Origin of the sequence: Serratia nematodiphila DZ0503SBS1 (assembly GCF_000738675.1) — a bacterium.
In the GTDB taxonomy this organism is placed as follows: domain Bacteria; phylum Pseudomonadota; class Gammaproteobacteria; order Enterobacterales; family Enterobacteriaceae; genus Serratia; species Serratia nematodiphila.
The window spans coordinates 901,368-928,120 of record NZ_JPUX01000001.1 but is presented as its reverse complement, the minus strand read 5'-3'; the positions used below and the strand labels follow the sequence as shown (position 1 = coordinate 928,120).

The 26,753-nt window shown below is 59.3% G+C and carries 23 protein-coding genes and 1 other annotated feature; of the genes, 5 read left to right on the top strand and 18 right to left on the bottom strand.

The annotated features are described in order from the left end of the window. Positions 1–72: 72 nt before the first annotated feature. Genes ispH through ribF form a run of 5 tightly spaced genes read right to left on the bottom strand, consistent with a single transcriptional unit; the run spans position 73 to position 5,789 of the window. Positions 73–1,026, bottom strand: coding sequence for a 4-hydroxy-3-methylbut-2-enyl diphosphate reductase (gene ispH / locus JL05_RS04245; protein WP_016929134.1), 954 nt, complete (start codon positions 1,024–1,026; stop codon positions 73–75). After that, on the bottom strand, positions 1,007–1,477 hold the full coding sequence (fkpB, locus tag JL05_RS04240; protein WP_004932949.1) for an FKBP-type peptidyl-prolyl cis-trans isomerase: 471 nt from the start codon (positions 1,475–1,477) through the stop codon (positions 1,007–1,009). Before fkpB ends, ispH begins: the two co-directional genes overlap by 20 nt. A gap of 1 nt (position 1,478) precedes the next feature. Beyond that, entirely contained in the window at positions 1,479–1,988 is a 510-nt protein-coding gene (gene lspA, locus JL05_RS04235) for a signal peptidase II (protein ID WP_004932951.1), read from the bottom strand. Between the two features lie 13 nt (positions 1,989–2,001). Beyond that, positions 2,002–4,818, bottom strand: a complete 2,817-nt coding sequence (gene ileS, locus JL05_RS04230; protein WP_033631759.1) for an isoleucine--tRNA ligase — start codon at positions 4,816–4,818, stop codon at positions 2,002–2,004. A 32-nt stretch (positions 4,819–4,850) separates the two neighbouring features. Beyond that, positions 4,851–5,789, bottom strand: coding sequence for a bifunctional riboflavin kinase/FAD synthetase (ribF, locus tag JL05_RS04225; protein WP_004932957.1), 939 nt, complete (start codon positions 5,787–5,789; stop codon positions 4,851–4,853). Positions 5,790–6,179: 390 nt separating this feature from the next. Here ribF and rpsT point away from each other — a divergent pair, with 390 nt between their 5' ends. Then, positions 6,180–6,443 carry a 30S ribosomal protein S20 gene (gene rpsT / locus JL05_RS04220; RefSeq protein WP_004932960.1) on the top strand — a complete coding sequence of 88 codons (264 nt, stop codon included), beginning with the start codon at positions 6,180–6,182 and terminating at the stop codon, positions 6,441–6,443. A 71-nt stretch (positions 6,444–6,514) separates the two neighbouring features. Here the strand turns inward: rpsT and nhaR are convergent, their stop codons facing one another. The 4 genes from nhaR to dnaK all read right to left on the bottom strand — a co-directional run bounded on the left by nhaR (position 6,515) and on the right by dnaK (position 12,154). Then, the gene (gene nhaR, locus JL05_RS04215) at positions 6,515–7,414 is read right to left on the bottom strand and encodes a transcriptional activator NhaR (RefSeq protein WP_004932962.1); all 900 of its coding nucleotides are present in this window, start codon (positions 7,412–7,414) and stop codon (positions 6,515–6,517) included. Between the two features lie 192 nt (positions 7,415–7,606). After that, positions 7,607–8,773, bottom strand: a complete 1,167-nt coding sequence (gene nhaA / locus JL05_RS04210; RefSeq protein ID WP_033631758.1) for a Na+/H+ antiporter NhaA — start codon at positions 8,771–8,773, stop codon at positions 7,607–7,609. Positions 8,774–9,009: 236 nt separating this feature from the next. Then, on the bottom strand, positions 9,010–10,134 hold the full coding sequence (dnaJ, locus tag JL05_RS04205) for a molecular chaperone DnaJ (protein ID WP_004932969.1): 1,125 nt from the start codon (positions 10,132–10,134) through the stop codon (positions 9,010–9,012). Positions 10,135–10,240: 106 nt separating this feature from the next. Beyond that, positions 10,241–12,154 carry a molecular chaperone DnaK gene (gene dnaK, locus JL05_RS04200; protein WP_004932972.1) on the bottom strand — a complete coding sequence of 638 codons (1,914 nt, stop codon included), beginning with the start codon at positions 12,152–12,154 and terminating at the stop codon, positions 10,241–10,243. Positions 12,155–12,477: 323 nt separating this feature from the next. Between dnaK and satP the strand changes: the two genes are divergently transcribed. After that, a complete protein-coding gene (gene satP / locus JL05_RS04195; protein ID WP_015376609.1) occupies positions 12,478–13,077 on the top strand; it encodes an acetate uptake transporter in 600 nt (199 codons plus the stop codon). A 44-nt stretch (positions 13,078–13,121) separates the two neighbouring features. Here satP and JL05_RS04190 read toward each other — a convergent pair whose 3' ends face one another. The 3 genes from JL05_RS04190 to tal all read right to left on the bottom strand — a co-directional run bounded on the left by JL05_RS04190 (position 13,122) and on the right by tal (position 16,246). Continuing rightward, complete coding sequence (locus tag JL05_RS04190; protein WP_033631757.1) at positions 13,122–14,429, bottom strand: MFS transporter; 1,308 nt, start codon at positions 14,427–14,429, stop codon at positions 13,122–13,124. 124 nt (positions 14,430–14,553) lie between these two features. Next, positions 14,554–15,141 carry a molybdopterin adenylyltransferase gene (mog, locus tag JL05_RS04185; protein WP_015376607.1) on the bottom strand — a complete coding sequence of 196 codons (588 nt, stop codon included), beginning with the start codon at positions 15,139–15,141 and terminating at the stop codon, positions 14,554–14,556. A gap of 151 nt (positions 15,142–15,292) precedes the next feature. Beyond that, positions 15,293–16,246 (bottom strand): transaldolase, encoded by a 954-nt coding sequence (tal, locus tag JL05_RS04180; RefSeq protein WP_004932982.1) that lies wholly within the window; start codon positions 16,244–16,246, stop codon positions 15,293–15,295. Positions 16,247–16,629: 383 nt separating this feature from the next. Between tal and JL05_RS04175 the strand changes: the two genes are divergently transcribed. Next, positions 16,630–18,066 carry an alanine/glycine:cation symporter family protein gene (locus JL05_RS04175; RefSeq protein WP_004932985.1) on the top strand — a complete coding sequence of 479 codons (1,437 nt, stop codon included), beginning with the start codon at positions 16,630–16,632 and terminating at the stop codon, positions 18,064–18,066. Positions 18,067–18,171: 105 nt separating this feature from the next. Further along, positions 18,172–18,948 (top strand): peroxide stress protein YaaA, encoded by a 777-nt coding sequence (gene yaaA / locus JL05_RS04170; RefSeq protein ID WP_033631756.1) that lies wholly within the window; start codon positions 18,172–18,174, stop codon positions 18,946–18,948. Positions 18,949–18,994: 46 nt separating this feature from the next. Here the strand turns inward: yaaA and thrC are convergent, their stop codons facing one another. The 5 genes from thrC to JL05_RS04150 form a co-directional block, all read right to left on the bottom strand. After that, entirely contained in the window at positions 18,995–20,284 is a 1,290-nt protein-coding gene (gene thrC / locus JL05_RS04165) for a threonine synthase (protein ID WP_033631755.1), read from the bottom strand. 3 nt (positions 20,285–20,287) lie between these two features. Continuing rightward, positions 20,288–21,217, bottom strand: coding sequence for a homoserine kinase (thrB, locus tag JL05_RS04160; protein WP_004932993.1), 930 nt, complete (start codon positions 21,215–21,217; stop codon positions 20,288–20,290). A gap of 1 nt (position 21,218) precedes the next feature. Continuing rightward, positions 21,219–23,678 carry a bifunctional aspartate kinase/homoserine dehydrogenase I gene (gene thrA, locus JL05_RS04155; RefSeq protein WP_033631754.1) on the bottom strand — a complete coding sequence of 820 codons (2,460 nt, stop codon included), beginning with the start codon at positions 23,676–23,678 and terminating at the stop codon, positions 21,219–21,221. 24 nt (positions 23,679–23,702) lie between these two features. Next, positions 23,703–23,820: a sequence feature (Thr leader region), on the bottom strand. Next, positions 23,759–23,827: a thr operon leader peptide gene (gene thrL / locus JL05_RS24635; protein ID WP_086581142.1), complete on the bottom strand. Its 69-nt coding sequence runs from the start codon at positions 23,825–23,827 to the stop codon at positions 23,759–23,761. It overlaps the preceding feature by 62 nt. A gap of 212 nt (positions 23,828–24,039) precedes the next feature. After that, positions 24,040–24,726 carry a tRNA/rRNA methyltransferase gene (locus JL05_RS04150; protein ID WP_033631753.1) on the bottom strand — a complete coding sequence of 229 codons (687 nt, stop codon included), beginning with the start codon at positions 24,724–24,726 and terminating at the stop codon, positions 24,040–24,042. Positions 24,727–25,355: 629 nt separating this feature from the next. Between JL05_RS04150 and arcA the strand changes: the two genes are divergently transcribed. Continuing rightward, entirely contained in the window at positions 25,356–26,072 is a 717-nt protein-coding gene (gene arcA / locus JL05_RS04145; protein WP_004933003.1) for a two-component system response regulator ArcA, read from the top strand. A gap of 51 nt (positions 26,073–26,123) precedes the next feature. Here arcA and creA read toward each other — a convergent pair whose 3' ends face one another. Beyond that, positions 26,124–26,603 (bottom strand): protein CreA, encoded by a 480-nt coding sequence (creA, locus tag JL05_RS04140; protein WP_004933005.1) that lies wholly within the window; start codon positions 26,601–26,603, stop codon positions 26,124–26,126. Between the last annotated feature and the right edge of the window lie 150 nt (positions 26,604–26,753).

Genomic DNA, 26,753 nt, shown 5'->3' with positions numbered 1-26,753 from the left:
ATTTTTAATGCCGTTGGCATTCCAAAAAAAAACGGGAAGCCTAAGCTCCCCGTTGTCATTCACTCACGCACCTCAGTCAATCTGACGGACGTCCACGCGTAGCTCTTTCGGCACTTCGAACACGATGTTCTCTTCACGCCCGCTGATTTCATGCACGTCCAGGCCGCCCAGCGCTTTCAGGCGGGAGATCACCTCCTGCACCAGCACATCCGGTGCCGAGGCGCCGGCGGTAACGCCGATATTGCGCGCTTCGCTCAGCCAGCTTTCCTGAATATCCGCCGCCGAATCGATCAGATAAGCCGGTTTGCCGACGCGCTGCGCCAGTTCCGCCAGACGGTTAGAGTTGGAGGAGTTCTTCGACCCCACCACCAGCACCACGTCCGCATCGCCAGCCAGGTTGCGCACCGCTTCCTGACGGTTGGTGGTGGCGTAGCAAATGTCATCCTTGCGCGGACCGATAATATTCGGGAAACGCTGACGCAGCGCGTCGATCACGTCCGAGGTATCATCCACCGACAGCGTGGTCTGCGTCATGAAGCACAGGTTGTTTTCGTCTTTCACCTGCAGCTTCCACACGTCTTCCGGCGACTCGACCAGGTACATGCCGCCCTGCGGGTTGCTGTACTGGCCCATGGTGCCTTCCACCTCCGGGTGCCCGGCGTGACCGATCAGAATCGCTTCGGTGCCGCGGCGGCTGGCGCGCGCCACTTCCATATGCACCTTGGTCACCAGCGGACAGGTGGCGTCGAACAGCATGGTCAGATCGCGCGCCTTGGCTTCGGCGCGCACCGCCTGAGAAACGCCGTGCGCCGAAAAGATCAGGATAGAGCCGTCCGGCACTTCGGCGATCTCTTCGATAAACACGGCGCCGCGCTCACGCAGGCTGTCGACCACGTAGCGGTTGTGCACCACTTCATGTCGCACGTAGATCGGCGCACCGTACAGCTCCAGCGCACGTTCCACGATGCTGATCGCACGATCAACCCCGGCGCAGAAGCCGCGCGGGTTAGCCAGCAATATTTGCATGCGTCTCCTCCTGCTGCGGATCAATCTCCAGCACTTCGATGTCGAAGGTCACCGGATGGCCCGCCAGCGGATGGTTGAAATCGACGGTGATCGAATCCTCCGCCACCGCGCGCACCACGCCCGGCATTTCACTGCCGTCGATGGCGGTAAACAGCATGATGGTGCCCACGTCCGGTACGCCGGTTTCCGCGAAGTCGCGGCGCGAGAAGAACTGAACCAGATCCGGGTTCTCCGCGCCGAACGCCGCTTCCGGCTGCAGGGTAAAGGCGCACTTGTCGCCCGCGCGCAGGCCGAGCAGTTGCTCTTCCAGCGGCGCCGACAGGCTGCCGTCACCCAGACGGAACAGCGCCGGTTTGCCGCTGCTGCGGGTGGATTCGGCGGTCGAACCGTCTTCCAGTTTCAGCGTAAAGTGAACCAGCACCGCGCTGTCACTGATAACCTGAGCCGTCATATTACTCACCTTTACTCTTTGCGCCTTTGCTCGCCGGCGACAGGAAACCTTCCAGCACGATCATCGCCGCACCCACGCAGATAAAGCTGTCCGCCAGATTGAAGGTCGGGTAGTGCCAATCACCGACGTAGAAGTCGATGAAGTCGACCACGAAACCGTGCCACAGGCGATCGAACAGGTTGCCCAACGCCCCGCCGATAATAAAGGCGTAGGCGATGTTGTTCAGCTTCTGCTGCGCGGTGCTGCGGTACATCATCACCAGCAGCACCGCGACGATGGCGATGGCGATGCCGGCAAAGAACCAACGCTGCCAACCGCCATGGTCGGCCAGGAAGCTGAACGCGGCGCCGTAGTTGCGCGCGTAAAACAGGTTGAACGACGGGATCAACGGCTGGGACTGGCCCAGCGTAAAGTTAGCGAGGATCCACTGTTTGCTGCCGAAATCCAGCGCCAGCACCGCCACTACAACCCACAGCCAACGCAGGCCGGTCGAACAAATTGGTTTACTCATCAGGCGCAAGTTCTCAGGCAAAGTTACGCTTCTCGCCGTCACCGGCGACGTTGCTCACACAGCGGCCGCAGATGTCTGCATGCTCCGCCACCAGGCCGATATCGGTGGTGTAATGCCAGCAGCGCGGGCACTTCTCACCTGGCGCCGTGCTGAAGGCGATCTTCAGCCCTTTCAGCAGCTCGGAGGCCTGCGCGTCGGCCGGCGCCTCCGCCAATGGCGCAACGCTTGCCGCAGAGGTCAACAACACAAAGCGCAGCTCATCCTGCAGGCTGTTCAGACGCGCCGCCAACTCGCTGTCGGCATACAGCGTCACCGCCGCTTCCAGCGAACCGCCGAGGCGTTTGTCGGCACGCGCCTGCTCCAGCACCTTGTTCACTTCACCGCGCACTTTCAGCAGCTCAGCCCAGAAAGCGTCGTTCATCGGCTCGCCTTCCGCCAGCCCGAACAGACCGTCGTACCACTCTTCAGTGAACACGTACTGCGCGCGTTTGCCCGGCATGAAGCCCCAGATCTCGTCTGCGGTGAACGACATGATAGGCGCCATCCAGCGCACCAGCGCTTCGACGATGTGATACAGCGCGGTCTGGCAGCTGCGGCGAGCGACGCTGTCGCTCTTGGCGGTGTACTGACGATCCTTGATGATATCCAGGTAGAAGGAGCCCATCTCGACCGAGCAGAACTGCATCAGGCGCTGCACCACTTCGTGGAAATCGTAGTTGGCGTAAGCCTGCTCGATATCCTGCTGCGCCGCCAGCGCGCGGCCGACCGCCCAGCGATCCAGCACCACCATGTCTTCCGGCGCCACGCAATCGGTGCTTGGCTCAAACCCGTTCAGGTTGGCCAGCAGGAAGCGCGCGGTGTTGCGGATGCGGCGGTAAGCGTCGGCGGAACGCTTGAGGATCTCGTCGGACACCGCGATCTCGCCGGTGTAATCGGTCGACGCCACCCACAGACGCAGAATGTCGCCGCCCAGCTTGTTCATCACGTCCTGCGGGCTGACGGTATTGCCGATCGACTTGGACATCTTGCGGCCCTGGCCGTCGACGGTGAAGCCGTGGGTCAGCACTTCCTTGTACGGCGCCTTGCCCTTCATCGCGGTGGAAATCATCAGCGATGACATGAACCAGCCGCGGTGTTGGTCGGAGCCTTCCAGATACATGTCGGCGCCGTGGCCGTTAAACTCAGGGCGCACGTCGACAACCGAGGCGTGGGTGGAACCGGAATCGAACCACACGTCCAGCGTATCCGGCACTTTCACGTAGTCGGCGGCTTCCGCGCCGAGGATGTCGGCCGCGTCCAGATCCCACCAGGCCTGAATGCCGTCTTGCTCGACGCGCTTGGCCACTTCTTCCATCAGCTCAACGCTGCGCGGGTGCAGCTGCTCGGTCTCTTTATGCACGAACAGCGACATCGGCACGCCCCAGGTGCGCTGACGCGAGATGCACCAGTCCGGGCGGTTGGCCACCATCATTTCGATGCGCGCCTGGCCCCAATCCGGGATCCACTGCACGCCCTTGATCTCTTCCAGCGACTGCTGACGCAGGCCTTTCTGATCCATGCTGATGAACCATTGCGGCGTGGCGCGGAAGATGATCGGCGTCTTGTGGCGCCAGCAGCACGGATAGCTGTGCAGGAACTTCTCGACGTGCAGCAGCGCGCCTTTGTCACGCAGCAGATCGACGATCAGATCGTTGGCCTTGAAGACGAACTTGCCGTCCAGCAGCGGGTAGGTGCCGGTCAGGTAGCAGCCGTTCGGCCCTACCGGGTTGGCCACTTCCAGGCCGTATTTCTGGCCGATCACGAAGTCGTCCGGGCCGTGGCCCGGCGCGGTATGCACCGCACCGGTACCGGCGTCCAGCGTCACGTGCTCGCCGAGGATCGCCGGCACGTCGAAGTCCATGAACGGGTGTTTGAAGCGCAACAGCTCCAGATCGGCACCTTTGCAGCTGCCCAGCACCGTCCACTCGGTGATGCCGGCGCGTTTCATCACGCTTTCCACCAGTTCGGCCGCCAGGATCAGGCACTGGCCGTCAACCTGCACCAGTTGATAGGTGAAGTCCGGGTGCAGCGAGATCGCGCGGTTGGCCGGCAAGGTCCACGGCGTGGTGGTCCAGATAACCAGCGAAATGGCGCCGTTGAAGTGGCTCACGCCGAACTTGGCCGCCACGGCAGCCGCGTCGGCCGCATGGAAGGACACGTCGATCGACGGCGAAGTCTTGTCGTAATACTCCACTTCCGCTTCCGCCAGCGACGAGCCGCAGTCGGTGCACCAGTGAACCGGCTTGGCGCCTTTCAGCAGGTGCCCGTTGCTGATGATCTTGCCCAGCGCGCGGATGATGTTGGCTTCGGTTTTGAAGTCCATGGTCAGGTATGGACGATCCCAGTCGCCCAACACGCCCAGACGGATGAAGTCCTTCTTCTGGCCTTCAACCTGCTCGGCCGCGTATTCGCGGCACTTCTGGCGAAACTCGGCCGCCGTCAGCTTCTCGCCCGGCTTGCCGTACAGTTGCTCAACCTTCAGTTCGATCGGCAGGCCGTGGCAATCCCAACCCGGCACATAAGGCGAGTCGAAGCCGGCCATCCCTTTCGACTTGATGATAATGTCTTTGAGAATCTTGTTAACCGAGTGACCAATGTGAATGCTGCCGTTCGCATACGGAGGGCCGTCATGCAAAATGAAGGTTTTTTTGCCCTTTTTGGCAGTACGAATAATCCCGTACAGATCCTGTTCATACCAACGTTGCAGCATGCCAGGTTCGCGCTTGGCGAGATCGCCGCGCATCGGGAACCCTGTTTCCGGCAAGTTCAGGGTATTCTTGTAGTCACTCATTAGATTCTCGGTTCCGTTTTCGGCTATAGAGATTAAACCGGTGTCTGTAGCCCGAAGAACTTCCGGGCCGTCACCACATCATTGGCGATTTGCTGCTTCAGGGCATCGAGCGAAGCAAACCGCTGTTCATTGCGCAATTTTGCGCGGAGCACCACCTCAATATGGCGCCCGTAAAGATCCATTGTGACATCCAGCAGATGCACTTCCAGCTGCTGGCGCACGCCGGCGACGGTCGGGCGCGTGCCGATATTGGCCACGCCCGGCAGCGGCTTCGGCCCCAGGCCGTACACTTCCACCGCATACACTCCTTTCACCGGCGCCACCAGACGCTTGAGCGGCAAATTGGCGGTCGGGAAGCCGATGGTGCGCCCCAGCTCGTCGCCGTGCACCACGCGCCCGGAAATGCTGTACGGGTGGCCCAGCAGGGTCTCCGCCAGCGGCAGATCGTCCTCGCTCAGCGCAGTGCGGATCGCGGTGCTGCTGATGCGCCGCTCGCCTTCGCGGAAGGTCGGGGTGCTGACCACGTCGAAGCCGTACTCTTTTCCGGCCTGCTGCAATAGCGGAAAATCGCCCTGACGCCCGGCGCCAAAGCGAAAATCATCCCCCACCATGAGGAATTTGACGCCCAGTTTTTCCACCAGCAGCTCGGCGACGAACGCCTGCGCGGTGTTGGCGGCGAAACGCGGATCGAACTTGACGCACAGCAGGTAATCAACGCCCGCCTGCGCCAGATAGTTGGCCTTGTCGCGCAGGCGCGTCAAACGGGCCGGCGCCTTGTCTGCGGCGAACATCTCCAGCGGCTGCGGCTCAAAGATCATGACCATCACCGGCAGCCCGAGGCGTTGCCCTTGTTGCTTCAACTGCTCCAGCAGCGCCTGATGGCCGCGATGCACGCCGTCAAAGTTGCCGATGGTGAGCACGCAACCATGGTGGCGCGCCCGGATATTGTGAATGCCGCGAATTAGCTCCATAGCTGGCTCAAAACAGTGGAAATCGGCGGATTATACCTTGTACAGCCGGTAAGGTTAACCCGCGATTGGTGCCTTTATGTAATAGACATACCATACCGGAGATAATCTGCGCGTGAAACGGCTTCACCGCAGTTTATCCGGCGCCGCCGGGCCGATTCTCGACCGCGGCCAACGGCTTGCGCCCGCCGCGGCAAATCATTGGCGAATTTTCTCGCGAAACACTGTATTCCCAAGAGCGAAGCTGGTAAAATCCTGCGCCATCACAACGTAGCGAGTGCCGCCTGTACAAACGGCGCTTATTTGCACAAATCCATTGACAAACGAAGGCTAAAAGGGCATATTCCTCGGCCTTTGAATTGTCCTCAATAGAATATATTTGGGAGTTGGACCTTGGCTAATATCAAATCAGCTAAGAAACGCGCCGTACAGTCTGAGAAACGCCGCAAGCATAACGCAAGCCGTCGCTCAATGGTGCGTACCTTCATCAAGAAGGTAGACGCAGCTATCGCAGCTGGCGACAAAGAAGCAGCACAAAATGCATTCCTGGTAATGCAGCCACTGGTGGACCGTCAGGCAGCTAAAGGCCTGATCCACAAAAACAAAGCAGCGCGTCATAAGTCAAACCTGACTGCACGCATCAACGCAATGCAATAAGCATTTCGTTATCTGCTTGATAAAAAAACCGGCTCAGGCCGGTTTTTTTACGTCCTGCGTTCAGTGAACCTCTAGCAGGAAAACAGCGCCGAGAAGTCTTTGTTGCAGACGCGCTGCACCGCCGGATGCTGGATCATGCGCTCGGCGAAGATGATGTAATACTCCTCCTGCACGCTGTCAATGCGCCCAATCTCCACCACGTTGTCATCGTTGTAGGTATCCTGCGCATACAGCGTCGGCGCCACGAAGATCGCATTGTGGTACATGCCAAAGGCCTTCATCAGCGCCGCATCGTCGAACTCGCCCAGAATTTCCACCTGAATGCCCTGCGTATTGAACCAGTTGAGCAGCTTGCGCCCCAGCATCGAACGGCGGCCGGGGATCAGCAGCTTGCGCTGCTCCAGACAAGCCGGGAACGGCAGCTCCGGCGCCGGCTGGCGACAGAAAAAGCTGATGCCGCACTCGCCCAGCTTCAGCGAGAACAGCCCTTCCTGCTGGCTGGAGTCCACCGGGCAATCCGACAGGATCATATCCAGCTTGTGCTGGCTGAGCTGCTCCAGCAGCATCTCGTGCGTCGATTCAAAGCAACGCAGGTGGATCTGCTCGTTGTCCACCACCACCGCCGTTTCCAATACCTGGCTGACCAGCCGCTTCGACAGCGCGTCCGCTACGCCGACGTCGAACAACAGGTTGGACTCTTTGCGGTAGTTGACGATATCCAGCATTTCCTGGCTGAGCATAAACATCTTGTCGGCATAGCGGAACACCAACTGCCCCAGCTCCGAAGGCACCAACCCGCGCCCCTGGCGTTTGAACAGCTTGCCGTCCAACCGCTCTTCCAGCGCTTTGATCTGGCCGGTGATGGTCTGCGGCGTCAGAAACAACGCTTCGGCGGCACCGACCACGGAACCGGCCTTGCAGACCTGCCAGAAATAGTAAAGGTGATTAAAGTTGATATGCGACATCCTCACGAGCGGCTCTCCTTAACAACGTTTCGCAGCGGCAAACGGTGTGCCGTGACGAGCGACAAACTTCCTTTCCCTGCTTCAGACAACGTATAGCCCCATTAGTCCCAACGAAGAACGGCCGAAGCTGCACATATTTTATACCGTACAGCTCCGACCAGCCATTTTATTATGTGCCCTTACCGGGCACATTCAGGATTAACGCACGCGCGGCAACGCCAGACGCAGTAATCCATACCCTACCACCGCCGCAGTGGTGGAGCCCAACAGGATCCCCAGGCGGGAATAGGTGCTGAGCGCCGCATCCGCATCGCCGAACGCCAGCGAGGCGATAAAAATCGACATGGTGAAACCAATGCCGCAAAGCACCGAAACGGCAAACACCTGTTTGAAGCCGATGCCTTCAGGCAAACGGGCGATGCCCATTTTCACCGCCAGCAGGCTGAAGAGGAAAATCCCCAACGGCTTGCCGATAAACAGGCCGGCCGCAATCCCGACCGGCAGCAGCGAGGTCAATCCCTCCAGCGATACGCCCTGCAAAGAGACCCCGGCGTTGGCGAAAGCGAACAGCGGCAGTATCATGAACGCCACCCACGGGTGCAGCTCATGCTCCAGCGTCTCCGACGGCGATGGCCCCTTCTTCACGTTCAGCGGGATCATAAAGCCGACGATCACCCCGGCCAGCGTCGCATGCACCCCCGACTTGAGGATCGCCACCCACAGCACCAGGCCGACTATCATGTACAGCGAGGTCTTGCCCACGCCTCGCCAGTTCATCACCGCCAGCAGCGCCGTCGCCGCCGCCGCCACGCCCAGCGCCACCATCGACACTTCGTGGGTGTAGAACAGCGCGATGATGATAATCACGCCCAGGTCGTCGATGATCGCCAACGCCAGCAGGAACACTTTCAGGCTGGTCGGCACGCGGTTGCCCAGCAGCGCCATGACGCCCAGCGCAAAGGCGATGTCGGTCGCGGCCGGGATCGCCCAGCCCTGGCGGGTGACGTCATCCGCGCCGTTGAACAGCAGGTAAATCAGCGCCGGCGCCAACATGCCGCCCAGTGCGGCGATCGCCGGAAACACCGCCTTGTCACGCCCGGACAGTGAGCCTTGCATCAGCTCGCGCTTGACCTCCAGCCCCACCACCAGGAAGAAGATGGCCATCAGCCCGTCGTTGATCCACAGCAGCAGCGGTTTAGCGATCTCCAGCGAAGCGACCTTCACCATCACCGGCAGGTTAAGGAATGCCTGATAGATCCCCTGCGCCGGGGTGTTGGCCATGATCAGGGCGACGATCGCCGCCGCGATCAGAATGATACCGCCCGCGGCTTCCTGACGTAAAAATTGACGAATGATGTTGGTCACAATACGTCTCTCCAAATCTGTGCAAGGCGCAGCGCCCTGCGAACCACAGTCATGAAGTGAGTATAGAGGGCGTTTTAGTTCGAAAAAATAAGTTTATAAATGCTAAACAGCTCGAAAAAACCGATAAAAAGCACGAATAAGTCACATTTACGTTGTGGAATTAGCGGTTCGGCGCGCAAATAAAAACCCCGGGACAGAAGCCCGGGGTTCGCACATAAGCCAACAGAAACAGCAGGTTAGCGAGTCAGATCGTCAAAGAACTTTTTCACCCCGTCGAAGAAGCTCTTCGAACGCGGGCTGTTCTTGTCGCCGGACGGGCCACCCAGGCTCTCTTCCAGCTCACGCAGCAGTTGCTTCTGCTTGTCGTTCAGATTGACCGGGGTTTCCACCACCACGCGGCACAGCAGGTCGCCCTGGCTGCCGCCACGCACCGATTTCACGCCCTTGCCGCGCATGCGGAACAGCTTGCCGGTTTGGGTCTCCGAAGGCACCTTCAGTTTCACCCGGCCGTCCAGCGTCGGCACTTCAATCTCGCCGCCCAGCGCCGCCATGGCGAAGTTGATCGGCACTTCACAGTACAGGTTGTTGCCTTCACGCTCGAAGATCGGGTGCGCCTTCACCTGCACCTGAACGTACAGATCGCCCGCCGGTGCGCCGTGTTCGCCGGCTTCACCTTCACCCGCCAGGCGAATGCGGTCGCCGGTATCGACGCCGGCCGGAATTTTCACCGACAGCGTCTTGGATTTTTCTACCCGGCCGTGGCCATGGCACTTGTTGCACGGATCTTTGATGATCTGACCGCGGCCATGGCAGTGCGGACACGCCTGCTGCACGGTGAAGAAGCCCTGACGCATCTGCACCTGGCCCTGGCCGTGACAGGTTGGACAGGTGACCGGCGAGCTGCCCGGTTTGGCGCCGCTGCCGTGGCAGACGTCGCACTCTTCCAGCGTCGGGATGCGGATCTCTTTGGTGACGCCACGTACCGCTTCCTCGAGGGTCAGCTCCATGTTATAGCGCAGATCGGAACCGCGGCTGGCGCGCTGACGGCGGCCTCCGCCGAAGATGTCGCCAAACACGTCGCCAAAGATATCGCTGAAGTCGGCGCCGCCGCCAAAGCCACCGCCGCCCATGCCGCCCTGTTCAAAGGCTGCGTGCCCATACTGGTCGTAGGCCGCGCGTTTCTGGTCGTCGGTCAGAACTTCGTAAGCTTCTTTAACTTCTTTAAACTTGGTTTCGGCGTCTTGTTCCTGGTTGCGGTCAGGATGGTATTTCATCGCCAGGCGTTTGTACGCCTTTTTGATCTCACGTTCATCCGCCGTCTTGCTGACGCCGAGAATCTCGTAATAGTCTTTCTTCGCCATTCTTTCGCTTACCCTTAACATGCGTGCACGGGCGCAGAGTTGCCTCGACGCCCGTGCTGGTTTCCGGGAGCGGCACCTCGGCCGCCCCGTGCCCGCTTAAGGGCGATTATTTTTTGTCTTTAACTTCTTCGAACTCGGCGTCAACCACGTCGTCGTCTTTCTGCGCCGCGTTGTCCGCGCCGGCGTCAGCACCCTGCTGAGCCTGCTGCGCCTGAGCCATTTCCAGCAGTTTGCCGGAAACCTGCACCAACGCCTGGGTCTTCGCTTCGATCTCGGCTTTATCTTCGCCTTTCACCGCCGCTTCCAGATCTTTCAGCGCTGCTTCGATCGCCGTTTTGTCTTCCGCCGGCAGTTTGTCGCCCGCTTCTTCCAGCTGCTTACGCGTGCCGTGGATCAGGTGATCCGCCTGGTTACGCGTCTGCACCAGCTCTTCGAACTTGCGGTCCGCTTCAGCGTTCAGCTCGGCGTCGCGCACCATTTTCTGGATTTCGTCTTCGTTCAGGCCAGAAGATGCCTTGATGGTGATCTTCTGCTCACGGCCGGTGTTCTTGTCTTTGGCAGACACGTGCAGGATGCCGTCGGCATCGATATCGAAGGTCACTTCGATCTGCGCCATGCCGCGCGGTGCCGCCTGGATGCCGTCCAGGTTGAACTGGCCCAGAGATTTGTTATCGCTGGCGCGCTTACGCTCACCCTGCAGCACGTGGATGGTCACCGCAGACTGGTTGTCTTCCGCAGTAGAGAACACCTGGCTGTGCTTGGTCGGGATCGTGGTGTTTTTGGTGATCAGCGGCGTCATCACGCTGCCCATGGTTTCGATACCCAGCGACAGCGGGGTCACGTCCAGCAGCAGAACGTCCTTCACATCACCGGCCAACACGCCGCCCTGTACCGCAGCGCCCACGGCAACCGCTTCGTCCGGGTTCACGTCTTTACGCGGCTCTTTGCCGAAGAAGTCTGCGACTTTCTTCTGCACCATTGGCATACGGGTCTGGCCGCCCACCAGGATCACGTCCTGAATGTCGGAAACCGACAGGCCAGCGTCTTTCAGCGCCACTTTCAGCGGTTCGATAGAGCGCGCAACCAGATCTTCAACCAGCGACTCGAGTTTGGCGCGAGTCACTTTGATGTTCATGTGTTTTGGACCGGTCGCGTCTGCAGTGATGTACGGCAGGTTAACGTCGGTCTGCTGAGCGGAAGACAGTTCGATCTTCGCTTTCTCAGCGGCTTCTTTCAGACGCTGCATCGCCAGCGGATCGTTGCGCAGATCGATGCCCTGATCTTTCTTGAACTCTTCCACCAGATAGTTGATCAGACGGCTGTCGAAGTCTTCGCCCCCCAGGTGGGTATCACCGTTGGTCGCCAGCACTTCAAAGGTTTTTTCGCCGTCAACGTCGTCGATTTCGATGATGGAGATATCGAAAGTACCGCCGCCCAGGTCATAAACCGCGATGGTGCGGTTGCCGACTTCTTTGTCCAGGCCATAGGCCAGGGCCGCCGCGGTCGGTTCGTTGATGATGCGCTTGACTTCCAGACCCGCGATACGGCCGGCGTCTTTGGTCGCCTGACGCTGGGCATCGTTGAAGTAAGCCGGTACGGTGATAACCGCTTCAGTTACCGGTTCGCCCAGGTAATCTTCCGCCGTTTTCTTCATTTTTTTCAGCACTTCCGCAGAGATCTGCGGCGGAGCCATTTTCTGGCCTTTTACTTCCAGCCAGGCGTCGCCGTTGTCGGCTTCGACGATTTTGTACGGCATGATCGCTTTGTCGCGCTGCGCTTCTTCATCCTGGAAGCGGCGACCGATCAGGCGCTTGATGGCGAACAGGGTGTTTTCAGGGTTGGTGACTGCCTGACGCTTAGCCGGCTGGCCAACCAGAGTTTCACCGTCCTGGGTATATGCGATAATAGAAGGAGTGGTGCGGTCGCCCTCGGCGTTTTCCAGCACGCGTGCCTTGGCACCATCCATAATTGCTACGCAAGAGTTGGTCGTACCCAGGTCGATACCAATAATTTTGCCCATCTAAACGTCTCCACTAAAAAATTCATAATCAGTCAGGTTGCTAACCTATATGCGGGCGATTTTTTGCTTTTCAACTGCCCGATATCTCAGTGCGACCCGCGGTTAGCAGCTGCGGTTGCAAATAAGATGGGGCCATCCAACCCGGCATCAAGGGGCAAGGCGAAAAAAATTTCTTTTTTATCGTCATTCAGATCATTGTTTACGGTTGCGGGGATCATTATGATGCGCGCGCTCTGGTGGAAAACTTCGATTTTTTGGCCATTCAGACCATTTATGATTTTAATTCGCTGTTTCCGTTAATTTTCTGTTATCGCAGAGGACTTATGCACACCAACAAGTTGGCGAATCCCGGCCCTCTCGGCCTGATGGGCTTCGGGATGACCACCGTCTTGCTGAACCTGCACAACGCGGGCTTTTTCCCACTGAACTCCGCCATCATCAGCATGGGGATTTTCTTCGGTGGCCTGGCCCAGATCCTGGCCGGTCTGCTGGAGTACAAGAAGGGCAACACCTTCGGCATGACCGCCTTCACCGCCTACGGCAGCTTCTGGCTGAGCCTGGTCGGCCTGCTGCTGCTGCCGCGTCTGGGCCTGGCAGAGGCCACCGAAGCCCACGTGCTGGGCATCTACCTGGCGCTGTGGGGCGTCTTCACCCTATTCATGTTCTTCGGCACCCTGGGCGCCAACCGCGTGCTGCAGTTCGTGTTCGCCAGCCTGACGCTGCTGTTCGCCCTGCTGGCCGTCGGCAACATCACCGGCAACCACACGCTGCTGACCTTCGCCGGCTATGAAGGGATTATCTGCGGCGCCAGCGCCATTTACCTGGCGATGGCCGAAGTACTCAACGAGCAATACGGCCGCACCGTGCTGCCGATTGGCGAACCGGCTCCGGCGCGCGTCGCGGCCTCACCGGTCACGGCGTAATCGCCCACCCCTGATGAAAAAGCCCTGCACTGCAGGGCTTTTTTTTAGCTGTAGGAGCCGGCTCGCCGCTCCCCGGCTTCGCTGTTCAGGTCACGATGCAGGTAGAAGCCGAGCAGCAGCCCGATGAGCGACAGCGCCAACACATAGTAAGCGGGCGCTAACGGGGTTAATTTCATGATCAATGTCACAAAAATAGGGGTTAAACCGCCAAAAATAGCGTACGAGACGTTATATGAGAACGAGATACCGGTAAACCGCACTTCCGCCGGGAATGCCCGCACCATCACGTACGGTACGGCCCCCACCACGCCTACGCTGAACCCCACCAGAGCATAACAGGCGAACAGCATTTCCGGGCGCACGCCCACCGTCTGATAGAACAGCCAGCTGCAGCCGGCCAGCAGTACACTGCCGACCACCAGCGTTTTGCTGGCGCCGAAGCGATCAGCCGACAAACCGGCGACGATGCAGCCGGCGATCAACATGATGGTGGCGATGCTGTTGGCCTGCAGCGTCAAGGCCGGCGCGATGCCGAACTGCTTTTGCAGATAGGTCGGGGTCATCAGGATCACCACCACGATGCCGGCGGAGAGCAGCCAGGTCAGCAGCATCGACACCGCCACTTCCCGTTTGTGGTTGAGCACCACCGATTTTAACGGCAGTTCTTCGGCCAGCGCTTTACGCGCCTGCATCTCGATAAAGATCGGCGTTTCCTGCAGCCAGCGGCGCAGGTACATCGCCACCAGGCCGAACATGCCGCCAAGCAGGAATGGAATGCGCCAGCCGCCGCCGGCAATGCTCTGCGGGCTGAGCGTGGTGTTGATCACCGTCGCCACCACCGAGCCCAGCAGGATGCCCACCGTCAGCCCGGCGGTCAGCGTGCCGCAGGCGAAGCCGATGCGCCGGCGCGGCACGTGTTCGGCGACAAAGACCCAGGCGCCCGGCACCTCACCGCCGATCGCCGCCCCCTGCAGCACGCGCATCAGCAGCAGCAACAGCGGCGCGGCGATGCCGATGCTGGCGTAGGTCGGCAGCAGGCCCATCGCCAGCGTCGGCAACGCCATCAGCAGAATGCTCAGGGTAAACATCTTTTTGCGGCCGACCAGATCGCCGAAGTGCGCCATCACGATGCCGCCCAGCGGGCGGGCCAGATAGCCGGCGGCGAAGATGCCGAAGGTTTGCACCAGCCGCAGCCATTCCGGCATGTCCGCCGGGAAGAACAGATCGCCGACCACGGCGGCGAAGAACACGAAGATGATGAAGTCGTAAAACTCCAGCGCGCCGCCCAACGCGGCCAACGTCAGCGTTTTGTAGTCTTGCCGGTTCAGCCGGCGATTAGTGTCGTGAGGCATAGGGCACCGTCGGTAAAGGCTGTAAAAATAAAAGCCGCAGGCTTTCTGTAAAAGAATCCTTACTATAGCGGCAAATTATTTTCACACCAGACGGGCTGAAGCCGATCTCGCAGATTGCTGAAATTTAGAGGTTTATCTCGCGACGCGCGCTCTTTGGCCGAAATGCTGCTACCACCGCGGCGTGCGTTTCGACGTAAGGCCCGTCGAGCAGTTGAATGCAGTAAGGCACGCTGGCGAAGATGCCGTGCACCACCGCATTGCCCTGCTCATCCTTTACCCCTTCCAGCGTTTCCTTGATCGACTTCGGTTGGCCGGGCAGGTTGATGATCAGCGCCTGTTTGCGGATCGCCCCCACCTGGCGAGAAAGAATTGCCGTTGGCACATAGTGTAGGCTGATCTGACGCATTTGCTCGCCGAAGCCGGGCATCACGCGATCGGCGATCGCCAGCGTGGCGTCGGGGGTGACGTCGCGGCGCGCCGGCCCGGTGCCGCCGGTGGTCAGCACCAGATGGCAGCCCATTTCGTCCACCAGTTCGCACAGCGTCTGTTCAATTTGCGTCTGCTCATCGGGGATCAGCCGTGTTTCCAGCTTGAACGGCGTCGCCAGCGCGCCGGCCAGCCACTCCTCCAGCGCCGGAATGCCTTTATCCTGGTAAACGCCGCCGGAAGCGCGGTCGGAAACGGAAACCAAACCAATACGTAAAATATCCATGCGTAACCTCTACAGCCTGATGGGGTTCGAACGGGTTCGTCTCCCGTTCTGTTGTCATTGCCGAGAGTATAAGGGCTTCCCCCGCCTGCGGGGGCGTCGGGCATAAAAAAAGGTGGCCTGAGCCACCTTTTTACTGCGCAATCTGCGGGAATTACAGCAGGTCGGCGATCATTTTTTCCAGTTTGCCCTGGTCTACGGCGAACTTGCGGATGCCGTCGGTCAGTTTCTCAACCGCCATCGGATCCTGGTTGTGCTGCCAGTAGAACTCAGGTTCGGTCAGTGCGGCAGGACGCGCCTTCACTTCACCGGTATAAGACAGTTTGCGCTCCAGCGCGCCTTCGCTCTCCGCCAGCTCTTTCAGCAGCGCAGGCGCGATGGTCAGGCGGTCGCAGCCGGCCAGTTCGATGATTTCGCCGACGTTGCGGAAGCTGGCGCCCATCACCACGGTGTTGTAGCCGTGCTGTTTGTAATACTGGTAAATTTCGGTCACGGAGATCACGCCCGGATCTTCGTGCGGGGCGAACTCTTTCTTGTCGCCGTTGGCTTTGTACCAGTCGAGGATACGGCCGACGAACGGCGAGATCAGGTAAACGCCGGCTTCGGCACAGGCGCGAGCCTGAGCGAAGGAGAACAGCAGCGTCAGGTTACAGTTGATGCCTTCTTTCTCCAACTGCTCCGCCGCGCGGATGCCCTGCCAGGTCGAGGCCAGTTTGATCAGAATGCGATCGTTGCTGATGCCGGCTTCGTTGTACAGCTTGATCAGGCGCTTGGCCTTGGCCACGCTGGCAACGGTGTCGTAAGACAGACGCGCGTCCACCTCGGTGGAGATGCGGCCGGGAACCAGTTTGAGGATCTCCAGACCGATGTTGACCGCCAGCTTGTCGGCGGCATCGGCGATTTGCTGCTCGCGATCGCTGCTCTGGCCGCGCGCCCAGGCGATGGCTTCGTCAATCAGTTTGCGGTATTCAGGAATTTGGGCTGCATTGAGGATCAGCGAAGGGTTGGTTGTGGCGTCCTGCGGTTGATACAGCTTCATTGCCGCGATATCACCCGTATCTGCAACCACCGTGGTCAGCTGGCGCAGGGAAGTTAATTTGTCGGTCATGTTGGCATTATCTCATCGTTTGTGCATGAACTTTTGGCATTGTTCAACCATGCCCTACCCTGATAATAACATGCGCCAAGCCCGGTGCAAGGCTGGAAAACCGCGGCGCACAAGCATCTGTTTTATCCTTGGGCGAGCAACCGTTTACGCCGATATCTTTCGCCATTACCGAGCGGATGGAAAGGCAATAACGTGCTATTGTCCGAATAAATTATGTTAAATTCGAAAAAATTGATGCAATTCGTCCGCTAATCTGCGAAAAATCTTAATCGACTGACGCCGGACAGATTCCAGCTAAGCTCTTGTAAAAAATAGGCCAATGTTTTTCACCTGCGGTGGATGCTGCAAGGTGCGCATTAAATTTCGATAAGAGGAGGGATCCATTGACGGACCTGATGAATTTTATAAACAACATTTTGTGGGGGTCGGTGCTGATTTATCTGCTGCTCGGCACCGGCATTTACTTCACGCTGCGCACCCGCTTTATTCAGCTCCGCCACTTCAGCCACATGTTCTCGGTGTTGAAAAACAGCAATAAAAGCGACAGCGCCGGCATCTCCTCTTTCCAGGCGCTGTGCACCACGCTGGCAGCGCGCGTCGGCACCGGCAACCTGACCGGCGTCGCCATCGCCCTGACCGCCGGCGGCCCCGGCGCCATCTTCTGGATGTGGGTGGTGGCGTTTATCGGCATGGCCACCTCATTTGTGGAAAGCTCGCTGGCTCAGCTCTATAAAACCAAAGACGATAACGGCAACTACCGTGGCGGCCCGGCCTATTACATGGAAAAAGGCCTTGGCATGCGCTGGATGGGCGTGTTGTTTTCGATCTTCCTGATCATCGCATTCGGTCTGGTGTTCAACGCCGTGCAGGCCAACTCCATCGCGCAAGCTTCCGCCGTCGCCTTCCACTTACAGCCGCTGCACGTCGGCATCGGTCTGGTGCTGCTGAGCGGCGTGGTGATCTTCGGCGGCATCCGCTCCATCGCCAAAGTGGCCGAGCTGGTGGTGCCACTGATGGCCGGCGCCTACCTGCTGCTGGCTCTCTGGGTGATTGGCCATAACATCGAGCACATGCCGGCGATCCTGACGCTGATCTTCAAAAGCGCCTTCGGCCTGCAGGAAGCCGCGGCCGGCGCCGTCGGTTACGGTATCTCCCAGGCGATGACCCAGGGCGTGCAGCGCGGCCTGTTCTCCAATGAAGCCGGCATGGGATCGGCGCCCAACGCGGCGGCATCCGCCTCGCCTTATCCGCCGCATCCCGCTTCACAGGGCTACGTGCAGATGCTCGGGGTATTTATCGACACCATCGTCATCTGCAGCGCCACCGCGGCGATCATCCTCTCCTCCGGCATTCTCGATCAGCCGACCGACAGCATCAGCGGCATCGATCTGACCCAGCGCGCGCTGTCGACCGCCGTCGGCAGTTGGGGCACGCCGTTCGTCGCTATCGCCATCTTCTTCTTCGCCTTTACCTCGATCATCGCCAACTACGCCTATGCCGAGAGCAACCTGGTGTTCCTCGAACACAATCATCCGGGCGGCCTGCTGATTTTCCGCTGCGTGGCGCTGGGCATGGTGATGTTCGGCGCGCTGGCGGAGCTGCCGCTGGTGTGGAAAATGGCGGATACCTCCATGGCGCTGATGGCGATCACCAACCTGACGGCGATCCTGCTGCTGTCGCGGGTGGCGCTGAAGCTGGCCGACGATTACCATCGCCAGCGCCGCCTGGGCAAACTGCCGACCTTCGACGCCAACCGCTACCCAGAGCTGAAATCGCAGCTGGAGCCGGGCGTGTGGGACGACAAGCAGCCGCCGCGCTGAGTATTCCGGGGCGTGTGCGATGCACGCCCCGCCTATTGGACTGATTGCCCCTTTTTTCCGCGCTTTTTGCTACAGTATGCGCACTTGGATAAACAGGATCTGGCCATGCTCGTTATTATTTCCCCTGCAAAAACGCTCGATTACGAAAGCCCGCTGGCGACAGAACGCTTCACGCAGCCCGAACTGCTGGACAAATCTCAGCGGCTTATCAAAATTTGCCGCGCGCTGACGCCGGCGCAAATCGCCAGCCTGATGAGCATCAGCGACAAGCTGGCCGGGCTCAACGCCGCGCGCTTTAGCGAATGGCAGCCGAAATTTACCCTGGACAATGCCCGCCAGGCGTTGCTGGCGTTCAAGGGCGATGTTTATACCGGCCTGCAGGCGCAGGATTTCAACGAAGCCGATTTCGACTTCGCCCAGCAGCATTTGCGCATGCTGTCCGGCCTGTATGGCGTGCTGCGGCCGCTCGATCTGATGATGCCGTACCGGCTGGAGATGGGCATCAAGCTGGAAAACCCGAAGGGCAAAGATCTGTACAGCTTCTGGGGCGATCAGATCACCCAAAAGCTCAACGAAGCGCTGGAGCAACAGGGCGACGACGTGGTGGTCAACCTGGCCTCCGACGAGTATTTCAAAGCGGTGAAACCGGCCAAGTTGCACGGTTCGCTGATCAAACCGGTGTTCCTCGACGAGAAGAACGGCAAGTTCAAGGTCATCAGCTTCTACGCCAAGAAAGCGCGCGGGTTGATGAGCCGCTTTATCATCAAAAACCGCCTGACGCGCAGCGAGCAGCTGGCGGACTTCAACCTGGAAGGCTACGCCTTCGACGAAGCCGCCTCGCAGGGCAACGAGCTGGTGTTCAAACGCCCGGAACAAGCATAAAAAAAGCCGTCGCAAGACGGCTTTTCGCATTTTACCCTGCCGAACTTCAGGCCGGCAGCCCCATCAGGAACGTGCGCAGCTCGCCGAAACTGGCCGGCAGCGTGTGCGACAGCAGCGGCAGATCGGCCCGCAACGCCAGCGCTTTCGGCAACGGCAGTTCCTGGCCGAGGATAGCTTCCACACTCTCTTTAAACTTGGCCGGATGCGCGGTGCCGAGGAACAGACCGAACTCCCCTTCCTGCAGCTGATCGCGCAGCGCGCGGTAGGCGATGGCCGCGTGCGGTTCGGAGATATAGCCCAGCTCGGCCAGCTCACGCATCGTGTCTTTGGTGGTCTCGTCGCTGACCGCCGCGTGACCCAGCTCTTTCAACTGCCAGACCTTGCGACGGAACAGCTCTTCCACGCGCGGCCAGTTGTTTGGCTGGCTGACGTCCATGGCGTTGGACAGCGTCGCGACCGTGGCGTGCGGCTGCCACTGGCCGCTGGTCAGGAAGCGCGGCACGGTGTCGTTGGCGTTGGTGGCGGCGATGAAGCGCTTCACCGGCAGGCCCAGCGATTTGGCCAGCAACCCGGCGGTCAGATCGCCGAAGTTGCCGCTCGGCACCGAAATCACCAGCTGATTGCGCGCTTCCTGCGGCAGCTGCGCCACCGCCTCGAAGTAGTAGCAGATCTGCGCCAGCAAGCGACTGATGTTGATCGAGTTGGCCGAGTTCAGGTGCAGCGCGTCTTTCAATTCCTGATCGTCGAACGCCTGCTTCACCAGCGCCTGACAGGCGTCGAAGTCGCCGTCGATCGTCACGGTGTGGATGTTGCCGCCCAGGGTACAGAACAGCTTTTCCTGCAGCGGGCTGATTTTGCCCTGTGGATACAGGATCACCACCCGTACGTTTTTCAGGCCGTAGAAGGCATGCGCCACCGCGGCGCCGGTGTCGCCGGAGGTGGCGGTCAAAATGGTCACCGGCTGATCGCCGGCCACTTCCGCCAGCATCTGCGCCATAAAGCGGCCACCGAAGTCTTTGAACGCCAGCGTCGGGCCGTGGAACAGCTCCAGACAGGAGACGTCTTCCGTCACTTTCGCCACCGGCGCCGGGAACTCAAAGGCGGCCTGTACGCGTTTCTTCAACGCCGCTTCCGGCACCTCTTCGCCGATAAAGGCCGACAGAATACGGCTGCTGCGGGTGACAAAATCCTGCTCCAGCAGTTGGTCGATTTCGGTCAGTTCGAACGCCGGCAGCTCCAGCGGGAAGAACAGCCCCTGCTGCTTGCCCAGGCCTTGTTTGATCGCCTGCGCGAAGCTGACCTGCTCGTTGTGATCCTTAAGGTTGTACAGTTTCATGCGTTATCCCAGTAGTCGAGCGCCTGCGGTATCCAGACGGCAAATATGAACAAAACCTTCGTCGTTTTGCAGATAGTGTTGTTGCAGCCAGGCGGCCATGCGTTGCGCGGTGGCGCCGTCGTTGCAGACGGCGAACAGCGTCGGGCCGGAGCCGGAGATGCCGCAGGCCAGCGCGCCGATCTCCTGCGCCGCCTTGCGCGCTTCGGCGAAGCCCGGCAGCAGCCGGGTGCGGTACGGCTCGGCGATCACGTCCTGCATTAATTTGGCGGCCAGCTGCGGCTGCCGGGTGTGGCAGGCGTGAATAAAGCCGGCCAGATAACGGCCGTGGCTGATGCAATCCTGACGGCGGTACTGCGCGGGTAAAATGGCGCGCGCTTCGGCGGTGGAGACCTTGATGCCCGGATAGGCCATGACCCACAGCCAATCGTCGAAGCACGGCACTTCCTGGCTGATGATGCCTTCTTCTTCCAGCATCAGCTGCAGGCCGCCCAGGTAGCAAGGCGCCACGTTGTCGTAATGCACGCTGCCGGAAATGCGGCCTTCCAGCTCGCCCATCAGACCGAGCAGCGTCGTCTTATCCAGCGGGCGATCGCAAAATTCGTTCATCGCCATCAGCCCGGCCACCACCGAACAAGCGCTGGAGCCCAGCCCCGATCCGATCGGCATGTTCTTTTCCAGCCGCATCGCCACCGGCACTTCGCGGCCGATCTCCTGGCAGAAACGCTCCCAGCATTGATAAACGATGTTCTCTTTCGGCTCGGCCGGCAGCTTGCTGACGAAGCGCCCGGCGTTTTGCAGACTGAACGTCTCGGCGGCTTCCACGCTGACGCAGTCGCCCAGCAGCGTGCCGTCGATCGGCGAAACCGCCGCGCCCAGCACATCAAAACCGACGCTGACGTTACCGATCGAGGCCGGTGCATACACCTTAACCATATTAAACTCCCAACTTCCATGACAGTGTGCGCAGCAGATCGGCGAACACGCCCGCTGCGGTCACATCGTTACCGGCGCCGTAGCCGCGCAGCACCAGCGGCAGCGGCTGATAATAACGGCTGTAGAAGGCCAGCGCGTTCTCGCCGTTCTTCACTTTATACAACGGATCGTTGCCGTCCACCGCCTCAATGCGCACCTTGCAGCGCCCCTCGTCGATCAGGCCGACATAGCGCAGCACCTTGCCTTGCTCGGCGGCATTGGCCACGTTGCGCGCGCACTCTTTATCCAGCTCCGGCAACCGCGCCAGGAAGGTGTCCACGTCGCCCGACGCGTCGAAGGACGGCGGCAGCACCGGCTCGACCTCGATATCGCTCAGCTCCAGCTTGTAACCGGCTTCGCGCGCCAGGATCAGCAGCTTGCGCGCCACGTCCATACCGGACAGATCGTCGCGCGGATCCGGCTCGGTGTAGCCATTGGCTCTGGCCTGCAGAGTCGCCGCCGACAGCGACAGCCCTTCATCCAGCTTGCCAAAAATAAAGGACAGCGAACCGGACAGGATGCCGGAGAAACGCACCAGCTCATCGCCGGCGTTCAGCAGGTTTTGCAGGTTCTCGATCACCGGCAGACCGGCGCCGACGTTGGTGTCGTAGAGGAACTTGCGGTGCGAACCGGCGGCGGCGGCGCGCAGTTGCTGATAATAGTTCATCGACGAGGTGTTGGCCTTTTTGTTCGGCGTTACCACATGGAAGCCGTCCGCCAGGAAGTCCACATACTGATCGGCCACCGCCTGGCTGGAGGTACAGTCGACGATCACCGGGTTCAGCAGGTGATACTCCTTCACCAGCCGGATCAGGCGGCCGAGATTGAACGGTTCCTGCGCGCCGGCCAGCTCGTCCCGCCAGCTGTCCAGCGCGATGCCGTGCACGTTGGTCAGCATCACGCGCGAGTTGGCGATGCCGCACACCCGCAGATCGATATGTTTTTGCTTCAGCCACGGCTGTTGGCGGTAGATCTGCTCGATCAGCGCCCCGCCGACGCCGCCGACGCCGATGACGAACACTTCGATCACCTGATCGGTGTTGAACAGCATCTGGTGGCTGACGCGCACGCCGGTGGTGGCGGAATCATTGCTGACCACCACCGAGATTGAACGCTCGGAAGAGCCCTGGGCGATGGCGACGATATTGATGTTGGCGCGCGCCAGCGCGGAGAAGAAGCGCGCTGAAATGCCACGCAGGGTGCGCATGCCGTCGCCGACTACCGAGATGATCGCCAGGCGCTCCATGACGTCCAGCGGATCCAGCACGCCATCTTTCAATTCCAGATAGAACTCCTCCTCCAGCGCGCGGCGGGCGCGCTGCAGTTCGCCCTGCGGCACGCAGAAGCTGATGCTGTATTCGGAAGAGGATTGGGTGATCAACACCACCGAAATGCCGGCGCGCGACATCACGGCGAACACCCGCGCAGCCATGCCGACCATGCCTTTCATGCCCGGGCCGGAGACGTTGATCATCGCCATATTATTCAGGTTGGTGATGCCTTTCACCGGCATATCGGCATCGGTGCTGTCTTTGCCGATCAGCGTGCCGGGAGCCTGCGGGTTGGAGGTGTTTTTTATCAGGCAAGGAATTTGGAATTGGGCAATCGGCGTGATGGTGCGAGGGTGCAGCACTTTGGCGCCGAAATAGGAAAGCTCCATCGCCTCCTGGTACGACATCGATTTCAGCAGCCTGGCGTCCGGCACGGTGCGCGGATCGCAGGTATACACGCCGTCGACGTCGGTCCAGATTTCGCAACAGTCGGCGCGCAGGCAGGCGGCCAGCACCGCGGCGGAATAGTCGGAGCCGTTGCGGCCCAGCACCACCAGCTCACCCTTGTCGTTACCGGCGGTGAAACCGGCCATCAGCACGATGTGGTCGGCCGGGATCGCCGCGGCGGCGATGCGCAGCGTGGACTCGGCGATATCCACGGTAGACTCCAGGTAGTGGCCCTGCGCCAGCAGTTTCTCCACCGGGTTGATCACCGTGACCGGATAACCCTTGGCGCGGAACACCCCTTCCATGATGGCGATGGAGAGCTTTTCGCCGCGGCAGATGATCGCCGCGTTGACGCTGTCCGGGCACTGCCCCAACAGCGAGACCCCGTGCAACACCTGTTTGAGCTGCGCGAACTCCTGATCGACCACGCCTTTCAAACGATCGTATTCAAAGCCCGGCAGCGCCTGCGCCAGGCCGCTCAGCAGGTCGGCAAAGATCCGCTCGGCGTCGCTGATATTCGGCAGAATGTCCTGGCCCGCCACCGTTTTGTCGATCATTGCCACCAGATGGTTGGTGATCTTTGCGGGGGCGGACAAGACCGTGGCTACCTGTCCCTGACGCGCATTACTCTCCATGATGTCGGCGACGCGCAGAAAACGTTCTGCATTCGCCACCGAGGTTCCGCCAAATTTCAGCACTCGCATGTGTGATCTCTCCGAATTTAAGCCGAAAAAAAAGCCCGCACTGATTAGGTGCGGGCTTTTTTCTGTGTTTCCTGTGCGCGTCAGCCCGCCCCGTTACCTGTGGTATCGGTGGTGGTAATAATTGTGGTTTTCAGGCTGATGTTGCGCATGTTGTCTGTCTGTCTCATGAAATACTCTGTCCCCTCTATTGGTTAAAGCAATCGCTATCCCAAGTCAAACTATTTCTTTTTTTTGCTTATTTTCCGTTCAGCGGCGGTAATGCGCGATGCAACAGGTGAAAAGCAAAATGACAGAACAAAAAAACAACTTAAAGCCTATTTACTAGTGGATCACGCTGGGTAACCGTCTGATGGAGCCGCTATCACTTGGCGAGTTTTTTTTCGATATCGTGCAGCAGCGTATGCAGCATCGCCGTATCTCGTTGTTGCAGCGCGCCGAGGCGCTGGTGCAGCCAGTCGCGCAATTTTTGGTCATCGCCGACCTCCAACGCGCTCAACAAGGCATCGGCGCGGCGGCGCAGCGCCTTAAGCTGCCCTTCCGACGCCGCCGTTTCCTGTGGCGTATTGACACCCATCAGGCTAGCCAGCTGATAGCAGTACACCATCACCGCCTGGCCCAGGTTAAGCGACGGATAGTCCGCCTGCATCGGCACGCCGGTCAGCAAGTCCGCCAACGCCAGCTCTTCGTTGGTCAAGCCGGAATCTTCGCGGCCGAACACCAGCGCGGCCTGGCCGACCCACTGCTTACGCTCGCTCAGCTGTTCCAGCAGTTCGGGCGGCGTACAGTAGTAGTGAAAGCGCGCGCGGCTGCGGGCGGTGGTGGCGACGGTAAAATCCACGCCCGCCAGCGCCTGTTCCAGCGTGGCGAACGTTTGCACGCCGTCGAGGATCTCGCCGGCACCGTGCGCCACCCAGCGCGCCGCCGGCTGCAGGTGCGCCTCGCTGTCGACGATGCGCAACGACGTGAAGCCCATGGTTTTCATCGCGCGCGCCGCCGCGCCGACATTTTCCGGCCGCGCCGGAGCCACTAAAACAATATGAAGCTGCATCACTCTTCCACCGAAGGCGGGCCTGCGTTTTTGACGATGGCGCAGCGCCCGCTTATATTTACAATTACGTAACAATAAACGCGTTAATAGCAACAAACAAGATTAAACGGCTCGTTGAGCTAATAAACCCATCGTAATAGTCATTATTCGCGCTTATGTTTTACTGTGTTTATTTATCAATAAGTTAAAACAACGCGATGATCAATAAGCGAATAATTGTATCCTATCGGGCCGGATAATGCTGAATCGTTCACAGAATTTGAGGTTCTGTGACTTAAACTGGCATTTCTGTAAGTGTTTTTCACAAATCTGTTAACGTGCTACAATTGAATTTGATATATGTCAACAAAGCGTAGTTTTGTTGGGTGATGAATTCGGCACGCGCTGTTATATTGCTGTTAATGGGGTTAGGATATGCGCCGTTTCGGCACCCAAGGGGTTGTAGGGAACAGCATCCCCACCAGGCTAGCGATCTTGTTGACATGAGATGGAAAGTGCATCAAGAACGAGTTTACGTACTTTAGTCATTTGCTGAGAGGGAACGTGGCGCTATCTCTGCCCTCCTCTAAGAAAACAAAGACTTCTGTACTTCCGATTTTCTATTTTGTTGGCAATTTTAGGTAGCAAATATGCAGACCCCGCACATTCTGATTGTCGAAGACGAGTTAGTCACTCGTAACACCCTGAAGAGCATTTTCGAGGCGGAAGGCTACATTGTTCATGAAGCCAATGATGGTGCAGAGATGCACAATATCCTGTCTGAAAATGATATCAATCTGGTCATCATGGACATCAACCTGCCAGGCAAAAACGGCCTGCTGTTGGCGCGCGAACTGCGTGAACAGGCCAGCGTCGCCTTGATGTTCCTGACCGGTCGCGATAACGAAGTGGACAAAATCCTCGGCCTGGAAATCGGCGCCGACGATTACATCACCAAGCCGTTCAACCCGCGTGAGCTGACCATCCGCGCGCGCAACCTGCTGTCGCGCACCATGAACCTGGGCAGCCTCGGCGAAGAGCGCCGTCTGGTCGAGAGCTACAAGTTCAACGGGTGGGAGCTGGACATCAACAGCCGCTCTTTGATCAGCCCGGCCGGCGAACAGTACAAGCTGCCGCGCAGCGAATTCCGCGCCATGCTGCACTTCTGCGAAAACCCGGGCAAGATCCAGTCGCGCGGCGAACTGCTGAAGAAAATGACCGGCCGCGAGCTGAAGCCGCATGACCGCACCGTGGACGTCACCATCCGTCGCATTCGCAAACACTTCGAATCGACGCCGGATACGCCGGAAATCATCGCCACCATTCACGGCGAAGGCTACCGCTTCTGCGGCGATCTGGAAGAGTAATTCCGGCCTGCCGTCATGAAAACGGGGTTCAGCATGCTGAACCCCGTTTTTTTATTTCGTCTCAGCCCACGGCATGATCGGCACCGCGCTCAACGCGTTCTTCGGCGAACCGTCGATCACCTTGTCGGAATAGCTAAGGTAAATCAACGAATTGCGCTTGGCGTCATAGAAGCGCACCACCTGCAACTTCTTGAACACCAGCGAGGTGCGTTTCTGGAACACCACATCGCCTTCCGCCTTGCCGTTTTTGATCTTGTCGCTCAGCTCGATAGGCCCCACCTGCTGGCAGGAAATGGCCGCGTCGGCGGTGTCTTCCGCCAGCCCCAGGCCGCCTTTGATGCCGCCGGTTTTGGCGCGGCTGATATAACAAGTTACATTTTTAACATCCGGATCGTCGAACGCTTCCACCACGATTTTGTGGTCCGGCCCCAACAATTTAAACACCGTATCAACGGAGCCCACCTGCTCCGCCTGCGCGCTGCCAACGGTTGCGCAAACCAAACCGAATAAAAATATCCAGCTTTTTTTCATTTACTTAACTCCGGTATAACCTTGCCGCAAAAATAGGTTCGGCGGTCGCCATTATTTATGTCTAAGCTCACGGAATCGGTTTTTTACGGGTCCGCACCGTCCGTTTTAGCACAGAGCGTGACAAAAATCTTTGAGAGTCGCGGAGTAAAA